Origin of the sequence: Streptococcus lishijunsis, assembly GCF_047290665.1 — a bacterium.
GTDB lineage: Bacteria > Bacillota > Bacilli > Lactobacillales > Streptococcaceae > Streptococcus.
Genome location: NZ_JBLBUC010000005.1, coordinates 22,966 through 40,263, shown reverse-complemented (window position 1 = coordinate 40,263; position 17,298 = coordinate 22,966). Strand labels below are relative to the sequence as shown.

Genomic DNA, 17,298 nt, shown 5'->3' with positions numbered 1-17,298 from the left:
AGATGTGATTAAGCTTTTTATGATATCCTAAAAAGGATATATGGCTTATAGGAGAGTCTAATACGATAGAGGAGACGGTCTATGATTAAAATTTTATTGATTGAAGATGACCTCAGCTTGTCCAACTCCATATTTGATTTTTTGGACGATTTTGCGGATGTCATGCAGGTGTTTGATGGCGAAGAAGGGCTTTATGAAGCTGAAAGTGGCATTTATGATTTGATTTTGCTTGACTTGATGTTACCAGAAAAAAATGGATTTCAGGTCCTTAAAGAGTTACGTGATAAAGGCAATACAACCCCTGTTCTTATCATGACGGCTAAAGAAGGGCTTGATGATAAGGGGCATGGTTTTGAGCTGGGAGCTGATGATTATCTGACAAAACCCTTCTATCTCGAAGAATTGAAGATGCGCATCCAAGCGCTTCTCAAGCGTGCTGGTAAACTAAGTCATAATAATCTGGTCTATGGTAATGTAACTGTTGATACCTCCACTAATACGACTTATGTTGACGGCAAAACTGTGGAGCTACTTGGAAAAGAATTTGATTTATTGGTTTATTTTTTGCAAAATCAAAATGTTATTTTGCCTAAATCACAGATTTTTGATCGCATTTGGGGATTTGATAGTGACACGACTATCTCAGTGGTTGAAGTGTATGTGTCTAAGGTGCGAAAAAAATTAAAGGGAACGCAGTTTGTCGATAATCTACAGACATTACGCAGTGTGGGGTATATTCTCAAAAATGATGAAGAACAAGAAGGTTAAAAAACTTCTAGCAGGCAGTCAGTTTAATCATTTTTTCCACTTTTTTGCTGTTTTTTCAGGGATTTTCATCATTATGACGACCTTGATTTTGCAGATTATGCGCACAGGTCTCTACTCTTCCACAGATAGTAGTTTATTGACGACTGCTAAAGATGCCGATCAATATGTCGGATGGGTTATGTCAAAAGCGACGAGAGCTAGTAATCTTTTGACGGATGATACTGTCTATGAGCCTAAGGTATCTTTTGCTAATTTTGCACCCAATACAGAGATTATTTTGTTTGATGAAGACGGAAATGCGCTTACAGAAGGGGCTATTTTTACCAAGCTTCAAAATATCAATGTAGATGTTAAGCGTCTAGGAACGATCATCTCAGCTAATGTACCTAGCCTTTTGGGAGATAGAAGCGAGCATTATCATTATATTACGGTAAAAGTTAACGCGAGCAACTATCCTGATGTTCGTTATATGACCATAGCTGTCAATGTAGAGCAACTCGTAGCAGCAAGTGATCGCTATGAGAGAATTATTATTACCTTGATGATTATCTTTTGGCTTTTGTCCATTGGAGCGAGTATATATCTAGCTATGTGGACGCAAAAGCCGATTGTAGAGAGTTATGAAAAACAAAAAAGCTTTGTGGAAAACGCAAGTCATGAGCTGAGGACTCCTTTGTCTGTCCTTCAAAATCGCCTAGAGGCACTCTTACGAAAGCCAAATGAAACGATTTTAGATAATTTTGAAAATTTGACCTCTAGTTTGGATGAAGTGCGCAATATGCGACTACTAACAACCAATCTTCTGAATCTAGCTAGACGTGATGATGGGATAAAACCAGAGTACAGTATCATCACAGAAGAGGAGATAGAGTCAATTTTTGATAATTATAGCCTGATAGCAAAGGAAAATGGGAAGGTTTTCCATTCAGAAAACCGAGTCAACCGTCCATTTAAGAGTGACCATGTGCTCTTGAAGCAGGTCATGACCATTCTTTTTGATAATGCTATGAAATATTCCCTTGAGGATGGTGTTATCACTATGATGGTGAAAACGACAGACAGGCATCTGATTATCCGTGTAGCAGATAATGGTTGTGGTATTAGTGATGCGGATAAAAAGCGTATTTTTGAGCGTTTTTACCGTGTTGATAAAGCGAGAACTCGCCAACAAGGTGGTTTTGGACTGGGCTTATCGTTAGCGCAGCAAATCATAAAAACGCTAAGAGGTAGTATAACGGTAAAAGATAATCAACCACATGGTGCAATCTTTGAAGTAAAATTACCTCTAGGAAAATAAAAAGTGTTAGCAAAAGCTAACACTTTTTAAATACAAAAAAAGCTGGGTAACCAGCTTTGCGGCATTAAGCCAATTTTGCAGCAAGACGAGCTTTATCACGACTTGCTTTATTTTTGTGAATCAACCCTTTAGTTTGGGCTTTGTCGATGCTAGAAGAAGCAGCACGGAAAAGCTCTTCAGTTGGGTTTGCTTCAAATGCTTTGATTGCAGAACGCATAGCTGATTTTTGCGCTGAGTTCTTAGCGTTTTGTTTCACATTGAGTTCTGCACGTTTGATAGCTGATTTGATGTTTGCCAATGTCTTTACCTCCATATTGATATAACTATGTTATTATATCGAAATAATCATTATTTGGCAAGTCTTTATCATTTTTTAAGGTAAATTTCGTCAATTTTATGATTGCTTGCCTTGTGTAAAATAATATCGGCACGATTTTTAGTTGGTGCGATATAATTTTCCAAATTGACCAGATTGATGGTCTGCCAGACGTTGCGAGCAAAAGCTAAGACTTCTGGTTTGGGTTGTGTTGTAAAGCGATAATAATAATTGCTAGGGTCTTTTTTAGCCAGTTCAAGAAGACTTTCAAAACGCTCTAAATACCAACTTTCAATAAGTTTGCTGTCGGCATCTATATAAATGGAAAAATCAAAATAGTCGCTGATGTAGAGGTGATTGTTTTGCTGATTTTGAAAGACATTGATGCCCTCTACAATGAGAAAATCAGGAGAAGAAATAGTCTGAAAATCGTTTGGAATAATGTCATAAATCTTGTGAGAATAGCGAGGAATACGGCTTTCTTGGCCATTTTTAACGGCTTCCAAAAAGCTAAGTAAGCGCTCCATATCGTAGGACTCGGGAAAACCTTTGCGATTTAAAAGCTGGTGTTCTTTTAAATAAGCATTTGGGTAGAGAAAACCATCGGTTGTCACTAGCTCAACATGGCTATGAGAAAAGGTTCTAGCTAGCAGTAATTGTAAGAGACGGCTAGTGGTCGATTTACCTACCGCAACAGAACCTGAAATACCAATAATAAATGGAGTAGGGCTTTGCTCTTTCTTTAAAAAGATGCTTTTTGAAAAAGCAAGGTTATCTTTAGCACGCTTATAAATGTCAATCAGGCTGATGAGTGGTAAATAGACATCACTAACATCTTGATGATCAATACGATCGTTGAGACTCTTAATGGTTTCGAGCTCAGCAGTTGTCAGAGGTGGCTCACTTTGTTGATGGAGGTTTTGCCATTCTAAGCGAGATAAGCGCTCAAAATTGATAAATGGATTAGTCATAGTCGTTCTCCTATTGCCTTTATTATAGCATGGAAAGCAAAAATTGAAAACCATTTCAATATATGATACAATCGACGTAAAGAGTAACAATCAATAAGGAGACATTATGGCAAATATGTACTACGAGGAGCATCCTGACAGTAAGCATGATATTCATGAGATTTCGGTCAATCTATTAGGTCATACATTTCATTTGATGACGGATGCGGGCGTTTTTTCAAAGAAAATGGTTGACTATGGTAGCCAAGTTTTATTAAAGGCGCTAGCTTTTCAAAAAGGAGAGCGTCTTTTAGATGTAGGATGTGGTTATGGTCCTCTAGGGATTGCTTTAGCAAAAGTAGAAGAGCTTGATGTGACGATGGTTGATATCAATCATCGTGCTGTGGATTTGGCTCAGAAAAATGCGTTGAACAATCAAGTGAAAGTGCAAGTTTTTCAATCTGATTTGTATGACAAGGTGACAGGGCATTTTGAGCATATCATCAGTAATCCGCCTATTCGAGCGGGCAAAAAAGTGGTCCATGCGATTATTGAAGAGGCAAAAGATTACCTCGTTTCTGGAGGTGATTTGACGATTGTGATTCAGAAAAAGCAAGGAGCTCCTAGCGCTAAAGCTAAGATGGAGCTGGTATTTGGCAATTGCCAAGTGCTTACAAAAGACAAAGGATATTATATTTTGAGGAGTGTCAAATAATGCGTACGGTAGATATCATTCAAAAAAAACGTGATGGCTATGAATTAACCACAGACGAAATCAAGTGGTTGATTGAAGGTTATATCACTAATCAAGTGCCTGATTATCAGATGTCAGCTTTTGCTATGGCGGTTTATTTTAAAGGAATGACCAGTCGTGAGATAGCTGATTTAACCATGAGTATGGTCAAGTCAGGTGATGAATTTGATTTATCGACTATCAATGGTGTCAAGGTCGATAAGCACTCAACAGGTGGTGTCGGTGATAAGGTTAGTTTGATTTTGGCGCCTTTAGTAGCTAGTTTTGGTGTTCCAGTTGCTAAGATGAGTGGTCGTGGCTTGGGGCACACAGGTGGGACGCTTGATAAATTAGAGTCTATCAAAGGCTTTCAAATCGAGCGCTCAGAAGCTGATTTTATAAAGCAGGTTAGCGATATAGACTTGGCGATTATTGGGCAATCTGATAGTCTTGTTCGTGCAGATAAGCTATTATATGCTTTGCGTGATGTGACAGCGACAGTAGATAGTATTCCATTGATTGCAAGCTCTATTATGAGTAAGAAAATTGCAGCAGGTGCAGATGCTATTTTACTAGATGTAACTGTCGGAGATGGTGCTTTTATGAAGACGCTAGAGGATGCTAAAGAGCTAGCGCAAGTAATGGTTGATTTAGGTAAGCAAGTGGGACGAAAAACCATAGCGGTCCTAACGGATATGAGTCAACCATTAGGCCGTGCGATTGGAAACCGCTTAGAAATTCTTGAAGCACTTGATGTCATGAAAGGAGAAGGTCGAGCTGATTTGACCGATTTTATCTGTGAGCTAGCAGAGTTGATGTTGGACTTAGCAGATGTTAAAGTCTCTAAAGAGAAAATTCGTGAACATTTAGTTGGCGGAGCTGCTTTAGCGAAATGGCATGAGATGGTGCTGGCTCAAGGCGGTGATTTAGCAGATCTTGAGCGCCCCTCAAAAGCTAGGTATGTTATTGATATCACAGCTGATCAGTCAGGCTACATTAGCGAGTTACCTGCTCTTACTTTTGGCTTGTTGGCTATGAAGCTAGGAGCTGGACGTGCCGTCAAAACAGATGCTCTCAATTATGAAACAGGTATCGTTTTTGATAAAAAAGTAGGAGATCAGGTCAAAAAAGGCGAAATTGTCGCGAAAATTTACACAGATGAAATCCTTGAGGAAAAAGTGGTTACAGAATTCAAAAAAAATGTTAAAATAGAGAGAGTAAGAAAAACACCACGAGAAATGCTAGCCATTATATCGTGATGAGGGTAAAACCATTAAGAGAGGGACCTATGAATTCAATCAATACCTTCATTGACCACACACTATTAAAGGCAGACAGCACTAAAGAGCAGATTGATAAGCTTTTAGAAGAAGCGAAAACGTATCATTTTGCCAGTGTTTGTGTTAATCCTACTTGGGTTTCATATGCTAGTGATGTCCTCAAAAATAGTGATGTTAAGGTGTGTACAGTCGTTGGTTTTCCACTTGGAGCAACGACAAGTGCTACTAAAGCTTTTGAGACGAGAGATGCTGTCGCTAATGGCGCTGATGAGATTGATATGGTTATCGCTATTGGTAGCCTAAAATCTAAAGATTATCAAGCCGTAGAAGATGATATTCGTGCAGTTGTCGAGGCTAGTCAGGATAAATTAGTTAAGGTTATTATTGAGACTTGCTTGTTGACAGATGATGAAAAGATTAAGGCATGTCAATTGGCAGTAGCTGCAGGTGCTGATTTTGTGAAAACATCCACTGGTTTTTCTCATAAAGGGGCAACCGTAGAAGATGTGACTCTTATGCGTCAAACGGTTGGCAAAGAGGTTGGTGTAAAGGCAGCAGGTGGTGCTAGAAATTTAGCTGACGCTAAAGCTTTTATCGAGGCTGGTGCCACACGTATTGGAACCTCAGCAGGTGTCGCTATCGTGACAGGAGAGTCAGCAAATGACGGCTATTGATAAAGAAGCCTTGATTGAAGCGGCTATTTTAGCGAGTCAGAGAGCTTATATTCCGTATTCACACTTTGCTGTTGGAGCGAGTCTTAGAACTAAAGAGGGTCGTATTTTTAGTGGTTGTAATGTTGAAAACGTGAGCTTTGGTTTGACCAACTGTGCAGAGCGTACAGCCATTTTCAAGGCAGTGTCTGAAGGACACAGAGATTTTGAAGAACTTGTTATTTATGGACAGTCAAAAGAGCCTATCTCACCGTGTGGTGCGTGTCGTCAGGTGATGGCAGAATTTTTTGACTCATCTGCTAGAGTGACTTTGGTGGCCCAAGATGGCAAGACGACGGTCGAGATGACGGTCGGGGAATTACTTCCGTATTCGTTTGCAGATTTGACATAATCTGTGTTTAGCGTTTAAGCCCTAAGGGCTTAGGTATTTAAAGTTTTTTTAGGAGGGTTCATTCTAATGAACAAGAAAGTTATCGGTTTGGGCTTGGCAGCGGTAGCAGCTCTTAGCTTGGCAGCGTGTGGTAATCGTAGTTCAAAATCTAGCAGTTCTTCTGCAGATTTGAAAGTAGCTATGGTTACAGACGTAGGTGGTGTTGATGACAAGTCATTTAACCAATCTGCATGGGAAGGTTTGCAAGCTTGGGGGAAAGAGCATGACCTTACAAAAGGGAATGGTTATGATTATTTCCAATCAACAAATGAGTCTGAGTATACCAATAACCTTGACACTGCTATCTCTGGTGGCTATCAATTGATTTTTGGTATCGGGTTTGCGCTTCATGATGCGATTGAAGAAGCAGCAGAAGCAAATACAGATACAAACTTCGTTTTGATTGATGATGAAATCACAGGTAAAGAAAACGTTGCTAGTGTCTTATTTGCAGATAATGAAGCAGCTTACCTTGCAGGTATTGCAGCTGCTAAAACAACTAAGACCAAAACAGTTGGATTTGTTGGTGGACAAGAAGGAACAGTTATCTCTCGCTTTGAAGAAGGATTTAAAGCAGGTGTTAAATCTGTAGATGACACTATTGAAGTGAAGGTAAACTATGTCGGCTCTTTTGGTGATGCCGCTAAAGGTAAGACTATTGCAGCTGCTCAGTATGCTTCAGGTGCAGATGTTATCTATCAAGCTGCAGGTGGTTCAGGAACAGGTGTCTTCAGTGAGGCTAAATCAATCAATGAAAGCCGTAATGCTGATGATAAAGTTTGGGTTATCGGTGTTGACCGTGACCAAAAAGACGATGGTAACTACAAATCAAAAGATGGTCAAGAATCTAATTTCGTATTAGCTTCTACAATCAAAGAAGTTGGTAAGGCCCTTCAATTGATTTCAAATGACACTCTTGACGGTAAATTCCCTGGCGACAAAACAACACGTTATGGTCTTAAGGCAGGTGGTGTTGAGATTGCTTTGACAAACACATCTGAAGAGACTAATAAAGCTGTTGAGGAAGCAAAACAAAAAATTATTGATGGTGACATTACTGTCCCTGAAAAATAATGTATCTTAGAGAAAAGCGATCTAAGAGATCGCTTTTTCGCTAAGGCTGAGATAGATTATATCTCAGTAAAGCACATCTGTAAGGTGTGTTTTACTGAATTATAATGTTATTTTGAAAGGGAGAGACATGGCAAAAAATGTCATTGAAATGAAAGAAATCACCAAAAAATTTGGTGACTTCGTCGCAAATGACCATATTAATTTGTCTGTTCAAAAAGGCGAAATTCATGCCCTCTTAGGTGAAAATGGGGCTGGGAAATCGACCTTGATGAATATGTTGGCAGGTTTGTTGGTGCCTACAAGTGGTGAGATTGTGGTCAATGGTGAGAGTGTTACGATTGATTCACCTTCAAAATCCTCACAGCTTGGTATTGGGATGGTGCATCAGCATTTTATGTTGGTGGAGGCTTTTACAGTTGTCGAAAATATTATTTTAGGAACAGAAACTGTAAAAAATGGCATTCTAGATTTAAAACAAGCTAGTAACGAAATAGAAGAGTTATCTCATAAATACGGTCTAGCCGTTGACCCACAAGCTAAGATTGCAGATATTTCTGTGGGGATGCAACAGCGTGTTGAGATTTTAAAGACACTTTATCGTGGTGCAGATATTTTGATTTTCGATGAACCAACAGCTGTGTTGACGCCATCAGAAATTTCAGAATTGATGACGATCATGAAAAATCTTGTTCAAGAAGGCAAGTCTATCATATTGATTACGCATAAGCTTGATGAGATTCGTGCAGTAGCAGATCGCGTGACCGTTATTCGTCGTGGTAAGAGCATTGAGACGGTGGAAGTGGCAGGTGCCACATCTTCTGATTTGGCTAAGATGATGGTAGGGCATTCGGTTTCTTTTACAACGGAAAAAGAAGCTTCTAAACCCAAAGATGTGGTGTTGTCCATAAAAGATCTTGTCGTCAATGAAAATCGTGGTGTACCAGCTGTTAAACAATGTAATCTTGAAGTACGTGCAGGTGAGATTGTTGGGATTGCAGGGATAGATGGTAATGGGCAGACAGAGTTAATTCAAGCCATTACAGGTCTTAGAAAAGTGAAATCTGGTAGTATTACGATTAAAGGTCAAGATGTTACTAAGATGTCCGCTCGTAAGATTACAGAGTTGAGTGTTGGGCACGTTCCAGAAGATCGTCATCGCGATGGCTTAGTGTTAGAGATGACTCTAGCAGAAAATATGGCACTTCAGACCTACTATAAATCTCCTATGAGTAGTAACGGTATGCTCAATATGCCTTATATCAATGAGCATGCTAGAGAATTGATGACTGAATTTGACGTACGTGGTGCTAATGAATTGGTGCCAGCAAAGGGCTTTTCAGGAGGAAATCAGCAAAAAGTTATTATTGCACGTGAAATCGATCGAGATCCAGACTTATTGATTGTTAGTCAACCGACTCGTGGATTGGATGTTGGGGCGATCGAGTATATCCATAAGCGTTTAATTGAAGAACGTGATCGCGGTAAGGCTGTTTTAGTAGTTAGCTTTGAATTAGATGAAATTCTCAATCTATCTGATCGGATTGCGGTTATCCATGATGGTAGTATCCAAGGTATTGTCTCACCAGCTACAACCAATAAAGAAGAATTAGGTATGTTAATGGCTGGCGGAAGCATTGAAAAAGGAGGAGAGTAATGTCTAAGAAAGGTCAACAAATTGCGGTACCTCTGATTTCAGTCTTGCTAGGTATTGTCTTGGGTGCCATTATCATGTTTATCTTTGGCTATGACCCTATATGGGGCTACGAAGAGTTGTTTAATAAAGCTTTTGGTAGTGCTAAAGATATCGGTGAAATTTTTACAGCTATGGGACCACTTGTTTTGGTGGCACTTGGTTTTGCTGTAGCTAGTCGAGCAGGCTTCTTTAATGTGGGCTTGCCTGGGCAAGCTTATGCAGGTTGGATTGCTGCAGGCTGGTTTGGTTTATCAAATCCAGATATGAGTCGTCCGTTGAGTATTCTATTAACAGTAGTTATTGCTATGATTGCTGGGGGGATTATTGGCGCTATTCCAGGTATTTTAAGAGCCTATCTTGGGACAAGTGAGGTTATTGTGACCATCATGATGAACTACATTGTCCTTTATTCAGGAAACGCCATTATCCGTAGTTTCTTTGCTAAAGATATCATGCGTAATGCAGATTCTAGTATCAAAGTCTCTGAAAATGTCAGCTATCAAACAGCTTGGTTGGATAGTCTGACCAATCATTCCCGTATGAATATTGGTATATTTATTGCCATTATTGGGATTATTCTTATTTGGTTTTTATTGAATAAAACGACTTTAGGTTTTGAGATTCGTGCCGTTGGTTTGAATCCTCATGCCAGTGAATATGCTGGGATGTCAGCTAAAAGGACTATTATTTTATCAATGATTATCTCAGGAGCTTTTGCAGGTCTTGGAGGAGTTGTTTATGGTCTAGGGACTTTTGAAAATGTCTTTGTTCAGCCAAGTTCGGTTTCTATCGGTTTTGATGGAATGGCAGTAGCTTTATTGGCTCAAAATAACCCTATTGGTATCTTTTTCTCAGCATTTCTTTTCTCATTCCTCAGTGTCGGTTCTTCAGGAATGACCATTGCAGGTATTCCTAAAGAGTTGATTAGTATTGTGACTGCTTTGATTATCTTCTTTGTTGGAGCACACTATCTCATTGAGCGCTATATCAAACCTAAAAAACAAATGAAAGGTGGTAACTAAGGTGTCTATTGCTACATTATCACTTTTAGTATCAACAACCTTGATTTATGCAACACCCCTGATTTTTACCAGTATCGGTGGCGTTTATTCTGAACGCAGCGGTGTTGTCAATGTCGGCTTAGAAGGTATCATGGTCATGGGAGCCTTTTCTGGGATTGTGTTCAATCTAGAGTTTGCAGAGACTTTCGGAAAAGCAACGCCTTGGCTAGGTGTTTTAGTCGGTGGATTAGTAGGTATTTTATTCTCACTGATTCATGCACTTGCTACGGTTAATCTTCGGGCAGATCATATCGTTAGTGGAACGGTTCTAAACTTACTAGCACCAGCTCTTGCCGTATTTCTTTGCCGTGTTATCTATAATAAAGGACAAACTGATACTATTGTTGAGTCATTTGGTAAATTTGATGTCCCTGTATTAGCGCATATTCCTATTTTGGGAGATATTTTCTTCTCAGGGACAAGTGCTATTGGTTATGTGGCTATTTTGTTTACCTTCTTAGCATGGTTTATCCTTTATAAGACACGTTTTGGACTTCGCCTACGTTCTGTTGGGGAGCACCCTCAAGCGGCAGATACGCTTGGTATCAATGTTTATATGATGCGTTATATGGGTGTTATTATCTCGGGCTTTTTAGGTGGTATAGGTGGTGCGATTTACTCGCAATCTATTTCAGGAAACTTTGCGGTTACAACGATTTCAGGACCAGGGTTCATCGCTCTTGCGGCTATGATTTTTGGGAAATGGAATCCAGTTGGTGCGATGTTAGCTAGTCTTTTCTTTGGTCTATCTCAAAGTTTAGCAGTTATCGGTGGTAACTTAGCCTTTCTGAAAAATATACCAGCTGTATATCTGCAGATTACACCATATATCTTGACGATTGTCGTCTTGGCTGTTTTTCTTGGAAAATCTGTAGCTCCAAAAGCAGATGGTATCAATTATATCAAGTCAAAATAAGACTAAAACACCCAATGATTTGGGTGTTTTTTAATGTAGAAAGGATAGTAGTGCTATGAGATATGAAACTTCGTGATAAATTAAACAAAATCATTGAAAGCGGTTTAATAATATGATATAATGAAAAAGTAGTATTTAGAAAAGAGGAGAATTTTTTATGAGTAAAATTGTTGTTGTGGGGACAAACCACGCAGGTACCGCGGCTATCAAAACAATGCTTAGCAACTATGGTGCTGAAAATGAGGTGGTGACTTTCGACCAAAACTCAAATATTTCTTTCTTAGGATGTGGAATGGCACTCTGGATTGGTGAGCAAATTGATGGTCCAGAAGGTTTGTTTTATTCTGACAAAGAGCAATTGGAAAGCATGGGAGCAACTGTTTATATGGAGTCACCAGTGCTTGATATTGACTTTGATAATAAAAAAGTAACAGCACTTGTTGATGGGAAAGAGCATGTAGAATCATATGAAAAATTGATTTTGGCAACAGGTTCTCAACCAATCATCCCACCAATCAAAGGCGTGGAAATTAAAGAAGGGTCACGTGATTTTGAAGCTACCCTTGAGAATTTACAATTTGTTAAATTATATCAAAACTCAGCAGAAGTTATTGAAAAGTTAGAAAAACCAGGTATCAACAGAGTTGCTGTCGTTGGTGCAGGCTATATTGGTGTTGAGTTGGCAGAAGCTTTTGAGCGTAAAGGTAAGGAAGTTATTCTTGTTGATATTGCTGACACATGTATGGGGGGTTATTATGACCGTGATTTCACAGATTTGATGAGTAAAAATCTTGAAGACCACGGGATCAAACTAGCTTACGGTCAAGCTGTACAAGCTGTTGAAGGTGATGGCAAAGTTGAGCGCTTGGTGACTGATAAAGAAACCTTTGATGTTGATATGGTTATCATGGCAGTTGGTTTCCGTCCAAATACAGCACTAGGCAAAGGGCGTTTGGAAACGTTTGCCAATGGTGCTTGGGTAGTTAATAAAAAACAAGAAACAAGCATCAAAGATGTTTATGCTATTGGTGATTGTGCTACAATTTATGATAATTCAAGAGATGATATTAACTACATTGCCTTAGCATCTAATGCGGTAAGAACAGGTATTGTAGCGGCACACAATGCTTGCGGTACAGAGCTAGAAGGTGTTGGTGTACAAGGTTCAAACGGTATCTCTATTTATGGGCTTAATATGGTATCGACAGGTTTGACTTTAGAAAAAGCTAAAGAAGCAGGTTACAATGCCGTTGAAACAAGCTTTACAGACTTGCAAAAACCTGCCTTTATGAAACATGATAATTATGAAGTCTCAATCAAGATTGTCTATGATAAAGATAGCCGTGTCATTCTTGGTTGTCAAATGGTCTCTTATGACGATATTGCTATGGGTATCCATCTCTTCTCACTAGCGATTCAAGAAAAAGTGACTATTGAAAAACTGGCTTTAACAGATTTATTCTTCTTGCCTCATTTCAATCAACCATATAACTATATCACTATGGCTGCTCTTTCAGCAGACGAATAATAGTTTAAAAGTACAGGTCAAAAACCTGTACTTTTATGTTTATTACTGAAGAAGAAGTAAAAACCATAGTAATCACTATGGTTTTTTAGATTAGTTTTTAGAAGCTGCTTGGAATTCTGGGTTTTCAAAAGCTTCATCAATGATAGCTTTCAATTCGTTTGCAGAAGCTTGCATTTGTTGCAATTCTTTATCGTTAAGTGGGATGTTGATTGGACGAACAACACCATGCGCACCTACGATTGCAGGTTGACCGATGTAGCAGTCAGTAACGCCTTCGTATTGACCAGCTTGGAATACTGAGATTGGAAGAACAGCATTTTCATCATCAAGGATAGCTTTTGTGATACGAGCAAGAGCTACTGCGATACCGTAGAATGTAGCACCTTTTTTGTCGATGATAGAGTAAGCTGCGTCACGAACGCTCACAAAGAGGTCAAGGATTTCTTCAGCGTTAAAGTTTTGAACGTCTTGAAGATAGCTTTCAAGGTTGACACCAGCAACGTTGGCATGTGACCATACAGCAAATTCAGAGTCACCGTGTTCACCCATGATGTAGGCGTGAACTGAACGTGCATCAACACCAAGTTTGTCAGCAAGAACTTTACGGAAGCGAGCTGTATCAAGTGATGTACCAGAACCGATAACGCGTTCTTTAGGGAATCCTGAGAATTTCCAAGTTGAGTAAGTCAAGATATCTACTGGGTTAGCAGCGACAAGGAAGATACCGTTGAATCCTGATTTGACAACTTCAGTAACGATTGATTTGTTGATAGCAAGGTTTTTACCAACAAGGTCAAGACGAGTTTCACCTGGTTTTTGAGGTGCACCAGCGGTGATGACAACAAGGTCAGCATCAGCACAATCTTCGTATTTAGCTGCGTAGATTTTTTTAGGTGAAGTAAAGGCAAGGGCATGTGACAAGTCTTCAGCATCACCAACAGCTTTATCAAACAAAGCTGGAATTTCAATAATACCTAGTTCTTGAGCGATTCCTTGGTTGACAAGTGCAAAAGCGTAAGATGAACCTACAGCACCATCACCGATAAGAATAACTTTTTTGTGTTGTTTAGTTGCAGTCATTATCTAAACATCTCCTTAAATTTATTCAGGGAAAATTCCCATACACACCTATTCTATCACTTTAGTCTCATTCTGTCACGAAGAAAAAGAGAAAAACTGTTGAAAAATAAGAAAAAAGAAAATAACATTTCTGAAAACACTACCGTTATTTTACAAGATTAGAGTCTCTTTTAAGCGAGGAATATGGTAAATATAGGGAAAAATCAGTGAAATTGTGGTATAATAATAGGTACTGAAATAAAATGAAGGAACCTTTCCATGAAAGATAAAAATTTAGTAAATGTTAATTTGACTAGCGAGATGAAGACTAGTTTTATTGACTATGCGATGAGTGTCATTGTGGCACGTGCATTGCCAGATGTCAGAGATGGTCTAAAGCCTGTTCATCGTCGTATCCTTTATGGGATGAATGAACTAGGAGTGACGCCTGACAAACCCCATAAAAAGTCTGCTCGTATCACAGGGGATGTCATGGGTAAATACCATCCACATGGTGATTCGTCTATTTATGAGGCTATGGTGCGCATGGCGCAGTGGTGGTCTTATCGTCATATGTTGGTTGATGGTCACGGAAACTTCGGGTCTATGGATGGCGATAGCCCTGCAGCACAGCGTTATACCGAAGCGCGTATGAGTAAGATTGCGCTTGAGATGCTACGTGATATCAATAAAGATACCGTAGATTTTCAAGATAACTATGACGGTAGCGAGCGTGAACCTGTTGTTTTACCTGCTCGTTTTCCCAATTTATTGGTTAATGGTGCAACAGGTATTGCAGTTGGTATGGCAACCAATATTCCTCCCCACAATCTTGGTGAGGCGATTGATGCGATAAAATTAGTCATGGACAATCCCCAAGCAACCACAAGAGATTTGATGACAGTCTTACCTGGACCTGATTTTCCGACAGGAGCCTTGGTGATGGGTCGCTCTGGCATCTTTAAGGCATATGATACAGGGAAGGGTTCCATTGTTTTACGCTCAAAAACAGAAATTGAAACGACCAAGACTGGGCGTGAGCGTATCGTCGTGACAGAATTCCCTTATGGGGTCAATAAAGTTAAGGTACATGAGCATATCGTTCGCCTAGCACAAGAAAAACGGATCGAAGGGATCACAGCGGTTCGTGATGAGTCCAATCGTGAGGGCGTTCGTTTTGTCATTGAGGTCAAACGAGATGCCTCAGCCAATGTTATCTTGAATAATCTATTTAAGCTAACTAGCTTACAAACCAACTTTAGTTTTAATATGTTGGCGATTGAGCAGGGTATTCCTAAGATTTTAACATTACGTCAGATTATTGATAACTACATTGCTCACCAAAAGGATGTTATTGTCCGTAGGACACAGTTTGACAAGGCAAGAGCGCAAGCAAGGGCGCATATTTTAGAAGGCTTACTGATTGCGCTTGATCACTTGGACGAGGTTATCGCTATTATTAGAAATAGTGAAACAGATGCGATAGCACAGACTGAGTTGATGAGTCGCTTTTCACTATCAGAGCGTCAAAGCCAAGCGATTTTAGATATGCGTTTGCGTCGTCTGACAGGTTTAGAGCGTAGTAAGATTCAAGCTGAATACGATGATTTACTCGTTTTAATTGCGGATTTGGCAGATATCTTAGCTAAGCCAGAGCGTGTCATAGCTATCATCAAAGATGAGATGGATGATATAAAGCGCAAGTATGCCGATAAGCGTCGTACGGAGCTTATGGTTGGCGAGGTCATTAGCCTTGAAGATGAGGATTTGATTGAGGAAGAGGACGTCCTTATCACCTTATCAAATAAAGGCTATATCAAACGTCTAGCTCAGGACGAATTTAAAGCTCAAAAGCGTGGAGGGCGTGGTGTCCAAGGAACAGGCGTCAACGATGATGATTTTGTCAAGGATTTGGTATCGACAAATACTCACAACCCACTGCTCTTTTTCACCAACTTAGGTCGTGTTTATCGCTTAAAAGCTTATGAAATTCCAGAGTACGGTCGTAGTGCAAAGGGCCTCCCTATTGTCAATCTGTTGCGCCTTGAAGAAGGAGAGACTATACAAACGATGGTTAGCTTAGACGAGAAGGCTAACAACTGTGATTATTTCTTTTTCACCACTATTTTAGGGACTGTTAAGCGGACTCCGATAAGTGATTTTAAAGCTATTCGTCAAAATGGATTGCGAGCTTTGAAATTAAAAGAAGGAGATCAGTTAATGAGTGTTAATGTCACCAAAGGAGATGATGATATTATCCTTGGGACGTCTTATGGTTATGCCCTTCGCTTCAATGAAAGCAAGATTCGCTCGATGAGTCGTATCGCAACAGGTGTTCGAGGTATCAAGCTCAGAGAAGGAGATAAAGTAGTAGGTGTCTCTGTCGTTGATGACACTCAGCAGATTTTGATTGTGACTGAAAAAGGTTTTGGAAAGAAAACATCAGCTAGTGAGTATCCTAAGAAAAACCGTGGTGGTATGGGGATTAAGACAGCGCATATCACTGAAAAAAACGGCTCTCTATCAGCATTAGTTAGTGTTTCTGGTGAAGAGGACCTTATGGTGATTACAGATACGGGAATTATCATCAGAACTAAAGTTGCTGATATTTCAGAAAAAGGACGGAGCACTCAAGGTGTTAAAATCATGCGTTTAACAGATGGTGCGAAGATTATGACCTTTGCTTTAGTTGAGGCTGAAGGAGATGATCATCAGGATTTAGATGAGGAATAAGAGAGTATATGGCAAAAGAAACAGTAAAAAAAGGGAAATTAGGTCAGATTTTACGTAGTATTGTACTACTAGTTCTTGTAGTAGTCGGCTTGGCTTTAGTTTTCAATAAGCCCATCCGTAATTATTTGATTGGGCTCAATACTAATAAGTATCAGATTACTAAAGTGAGTAAAGAGGAGATTGCTGAAAATCAAACGGCACAGACGACTTTTGATTTTGCTTCTGTCGAGTCCATTAGTGCCGAATCTATCTTGAAAGCTCAGATGGAGGCACAGCACTTGCCTGTTATCGGTGGGATTGCCATCCCAGATGTTGGCTTGAATTTACCGATTTTCAAAGGAGTCGGCAATGTGGAGTTGTCCTATGGAGCAGGTACCATGAAGGAAAATCAAGTCATGGGTGGCGAAAATAATTATGCGCTGGCTAGTCATCATGTCTTTGGGATGACAGGCTCTACTGATATGTTGTTCTCACCGCTAGATCGTGCTAAAGAAGGGATGAAGATTTATCTAACTGATAAAGATAAGGTTTATACCTATGTGATAACGGGTGTCACTGTCGTCACACCAGAGCATGTCGAAGTAATCGATGATACACCAGGTAAGAGTCAAGTCACTCTAGTGACTTGTACGGATGCTGAAGCGACTGAGCGGACAATTGTCCACGGTGAGCTAGAAGCAACAACAGACTTTGATAAAGCAGATCAAACGATTTTAGATGCTTTTGATAAAACTTACAATCAAATGACTTTATAAGAAACTATCTAGAATAGTGTTCTAGATTTTCTTT

General features: G+C 39.6%; 16 protein-coding genes. 13 read left to right on the top strand and 3 right to left on the bottom strand.

The window, feature by feature from the left end:
* Nucleotides 1-81: 81 nt before the first annotated feature.
* Together ACLN19_RS03620 and ACLN19_RS03615 are read left to right on the top strand one after the other, a co-directional pair.
* Nucleotides 82-768 carry a response regulator transcription factor gene (locus ACLN19_RS03620; RefSeq protein WP_413383387.1) on the top strand — a complete coding sequence of 229 codons (687 nt, stop codon included), beginning with the start codon at nucleotides 82-84 and terminating at the stop codon, nucleotides 766-768.
* On the top strand, nucleotides 749-2,065 hold the full coding sequence (locus ACLN19_RS03615; protein ID WP_413383468.1) for a sensor histidine kinase: 1,317 nt from the start codon (nucleotides 749-751) through the stop codon (nucleotides 2,063-2,065). The genes ACLN19_RS03620 and ACLN19_RS03615 overlap by 20 nt, the downstream gene beginning before the upstream one ends.
* A gap of 64 nt (nucleotides 2,066-2,129) precedes the next feature.
* Here ACLN19_RS03615 and rpsT read toward each other — a convergent pair whose 3' ends face one another.
* Nucleotides 2,130-2,378, bottom strand: coding sequence for a 30S ribosomal protein S20 (gene rpsT / locus ACLN19_RS03610; protein ID WP_413383385.1), 249 nt, complete (start codon nucleotides 2,376-2,378; stop codon nucleotides 2,130-2,132).
* Nucleotides 2,379-2,431: 53 nt separating this feature from the next.
* Nucleotides 2,432-3,352 carry a type I pantothenate kinase gene (gene coaA, locus ACLN19_RS03605; RefSeq protein WP_413383383.1) on the bottom strand — a complete coding sequence of 307 codons (921 nt, stop codon included), beginning with the start codon at nucleotides 3,350-3,352 and terminating at the stop codon, nucleotides 2,432-2,434.
* Between the two features lie 106 nt (nucleotides 3,353-3,458).
* On the opposite strand from coaA, the gene ACLN19_RS03600 reads away from it, so the two are divergent.
* The 9 genes from ACLN19_RS03600 to nox all read left to right on the top strand — a co-directional run bounded on the left by ACLN19_RS03600 (nucleotide 3,459) and on the right by nox (nucleotide 12,717).
* Nucleotides 3,459-4,046 (top strand): class I SAM-dependent methyltransferase, encoded by a 588-nt coding sequence (locus ACLN19_RS03600; protein WP_413383381.1) that lies wholly within the window; start codon nucleotides 3,459-3,461, stop codon nucleotides 4,044-4,046.
* Nucleotides 4,046-5,323: a pyrimidine-nucleoside phosphorylase gene (locus ACLN19_RS03595; protein WP_413383379.1), complete on the top strand. Its 1,278-nt coding sequence runs from the start codon at nucleotides 4,046-4,048 to the stop codon at nucleotides 5,321-5,323. Before ACLN19_RS03600 ends, ACLN19_RS03595 begins: the two co-directional genes overlap by 1 nt.
* 29 nt (nucleotides 5,324-5,352) lie before the next feature.
* Nucleotides 5,353-6,018 (top strand): deoxyribose-phosphate aldolase, encoded by a 666-nt coding sequence (gene deoC, locus ACLN19_RS03590; RefSeq protein WP_413383377.1) that lies wholly within the window; start codon nucleotides 5,353-5,355, stop codon nucleotides 6,016-6,018.
* Nucleotides 6,005-6,406, top strand: a complete 402-nt coding sequence (locus ACLN19_RS03585) for a cytidine deaminase (RefSeq protein ID WP_413383375.1) — start codon at nucleotides 6,005-6,007, stop codon at nucleotides 6,404-6,406. Before deoC ends, ACLN19_RS03585 begins: the two co-directional genes overlap by 14 nt.
* A 66-nt stretch (nucleotides 6,407-6,472) precedes the next feature.
* Nucleotides 6,473-7,519, top strand: coding sequence for a BMP family lipoprotein (locus ACLN19_RS03580; protein WP_413383373.1), 1,047 nt, complete (start codon nucleotides 6,473-6,475; stop codon nucleotides 7,517-7,519).
* A gap of 127 nt (nucleotides 7,520-7,646) precedes the next feature.
* Complete coding sequence (locus ACLN19_RS03575; protein WP_413383371.1) at nucleotides 7,647-9,173, top strand: ABC transporter ATP-binding protein; 1,527 nt, start codon at nucleotides 7,647-7,649, stop codon at nucleotides 9,171-9,173.
* Nucleotides 9,173-10,234 (top strand): ABC transporter permease, encoded by a 1,062-nt coding sequence (locus ACLN19_RS03570; protein ID WP_413383369.1) that lies wholly within the window; start codon nucleotides 9,173-9,175, stop codon nucleotides 10,232-10,234. Before ACLN19_RS03575 ends, ACLN19_RS03570 begins: the two co-directional genes overlap by 1 nt.
* Before the next feature lies 1 nt (nucleotide 10,235).
* The gene (locus tag ACLN19_RS03565; protein WP_413383367.1) at nucleotides 10,236-11,189 is read left to right on the top strand and encodes an ABC transporter permease; all 954 of its coding nucleotides are present in this window, start codon (nucleotides 10,236-10,238) and stop codon (nucleotides 11,187-11,189) included.
* Nucleotides 11,190-11,346: 157 nt separating this feature from the next.
* Complete coding sequence (gene nox, locus ACLN19_RS03560) at nucleotides 11,347-12,717, top strand: H2O-forming NADH oxidase (RefSeq protein ID WP_413383364.1); 1,371 nt, start codon at nucleotides 11,347-11,349, stop codon at nucleotides 12,715-12,717.
* 90 nt (nucleotides 12,718-12,807) lie between these two features.
* On the opposite strand, the gene ACLN19_RS03555 is transcribed toward nox, so the two are convergent.
* On the bottom strand, nucleotides 12,808-13,797 hold the full coding sequence (locus ACLN19_RS03555; RefSeq protein WP_413383362.1) for an L-lactate dehydrogenase: 990 nt from the start codon (nucleotides 13,795-13,797) through the stop codon (nucleotides 12,808-12,810).
* Between the two features lie 258 nt (nucleotides 13,798-14,055).
* Between ACLN19_RS03555 and gyrA the strand changes: the two genes are divergently transcribed.
* A complete protein-coding gene (gene gyrA, locus ACLN19_RS03550; RefSeq protein ID WP_413383360.1) occupies nucleotides 14,056-16,509 on the top strand; it encodes a DNA gyrase subunit A in 2,454 nt (817 codons plus the stop codon).
* 8 nt (nucleotides 16,510-16,517) lie between these two features.
* Nucleotides 16,518-17,264 carry a class A sortase gene (locus tag ACLN19_RS03545; RefSeq protein ID WP_413383358.1) on the top strand — a complete coding sequence of 249 codons (747 nt, stop codon included), beginning with the start codon at nucleotides 16,518-16,520 and terminating at the stop codon, nucleotides 17,262-17,264.
* Nucleotides 17,265-17,298: the final 34 nt, after the last annotated feature.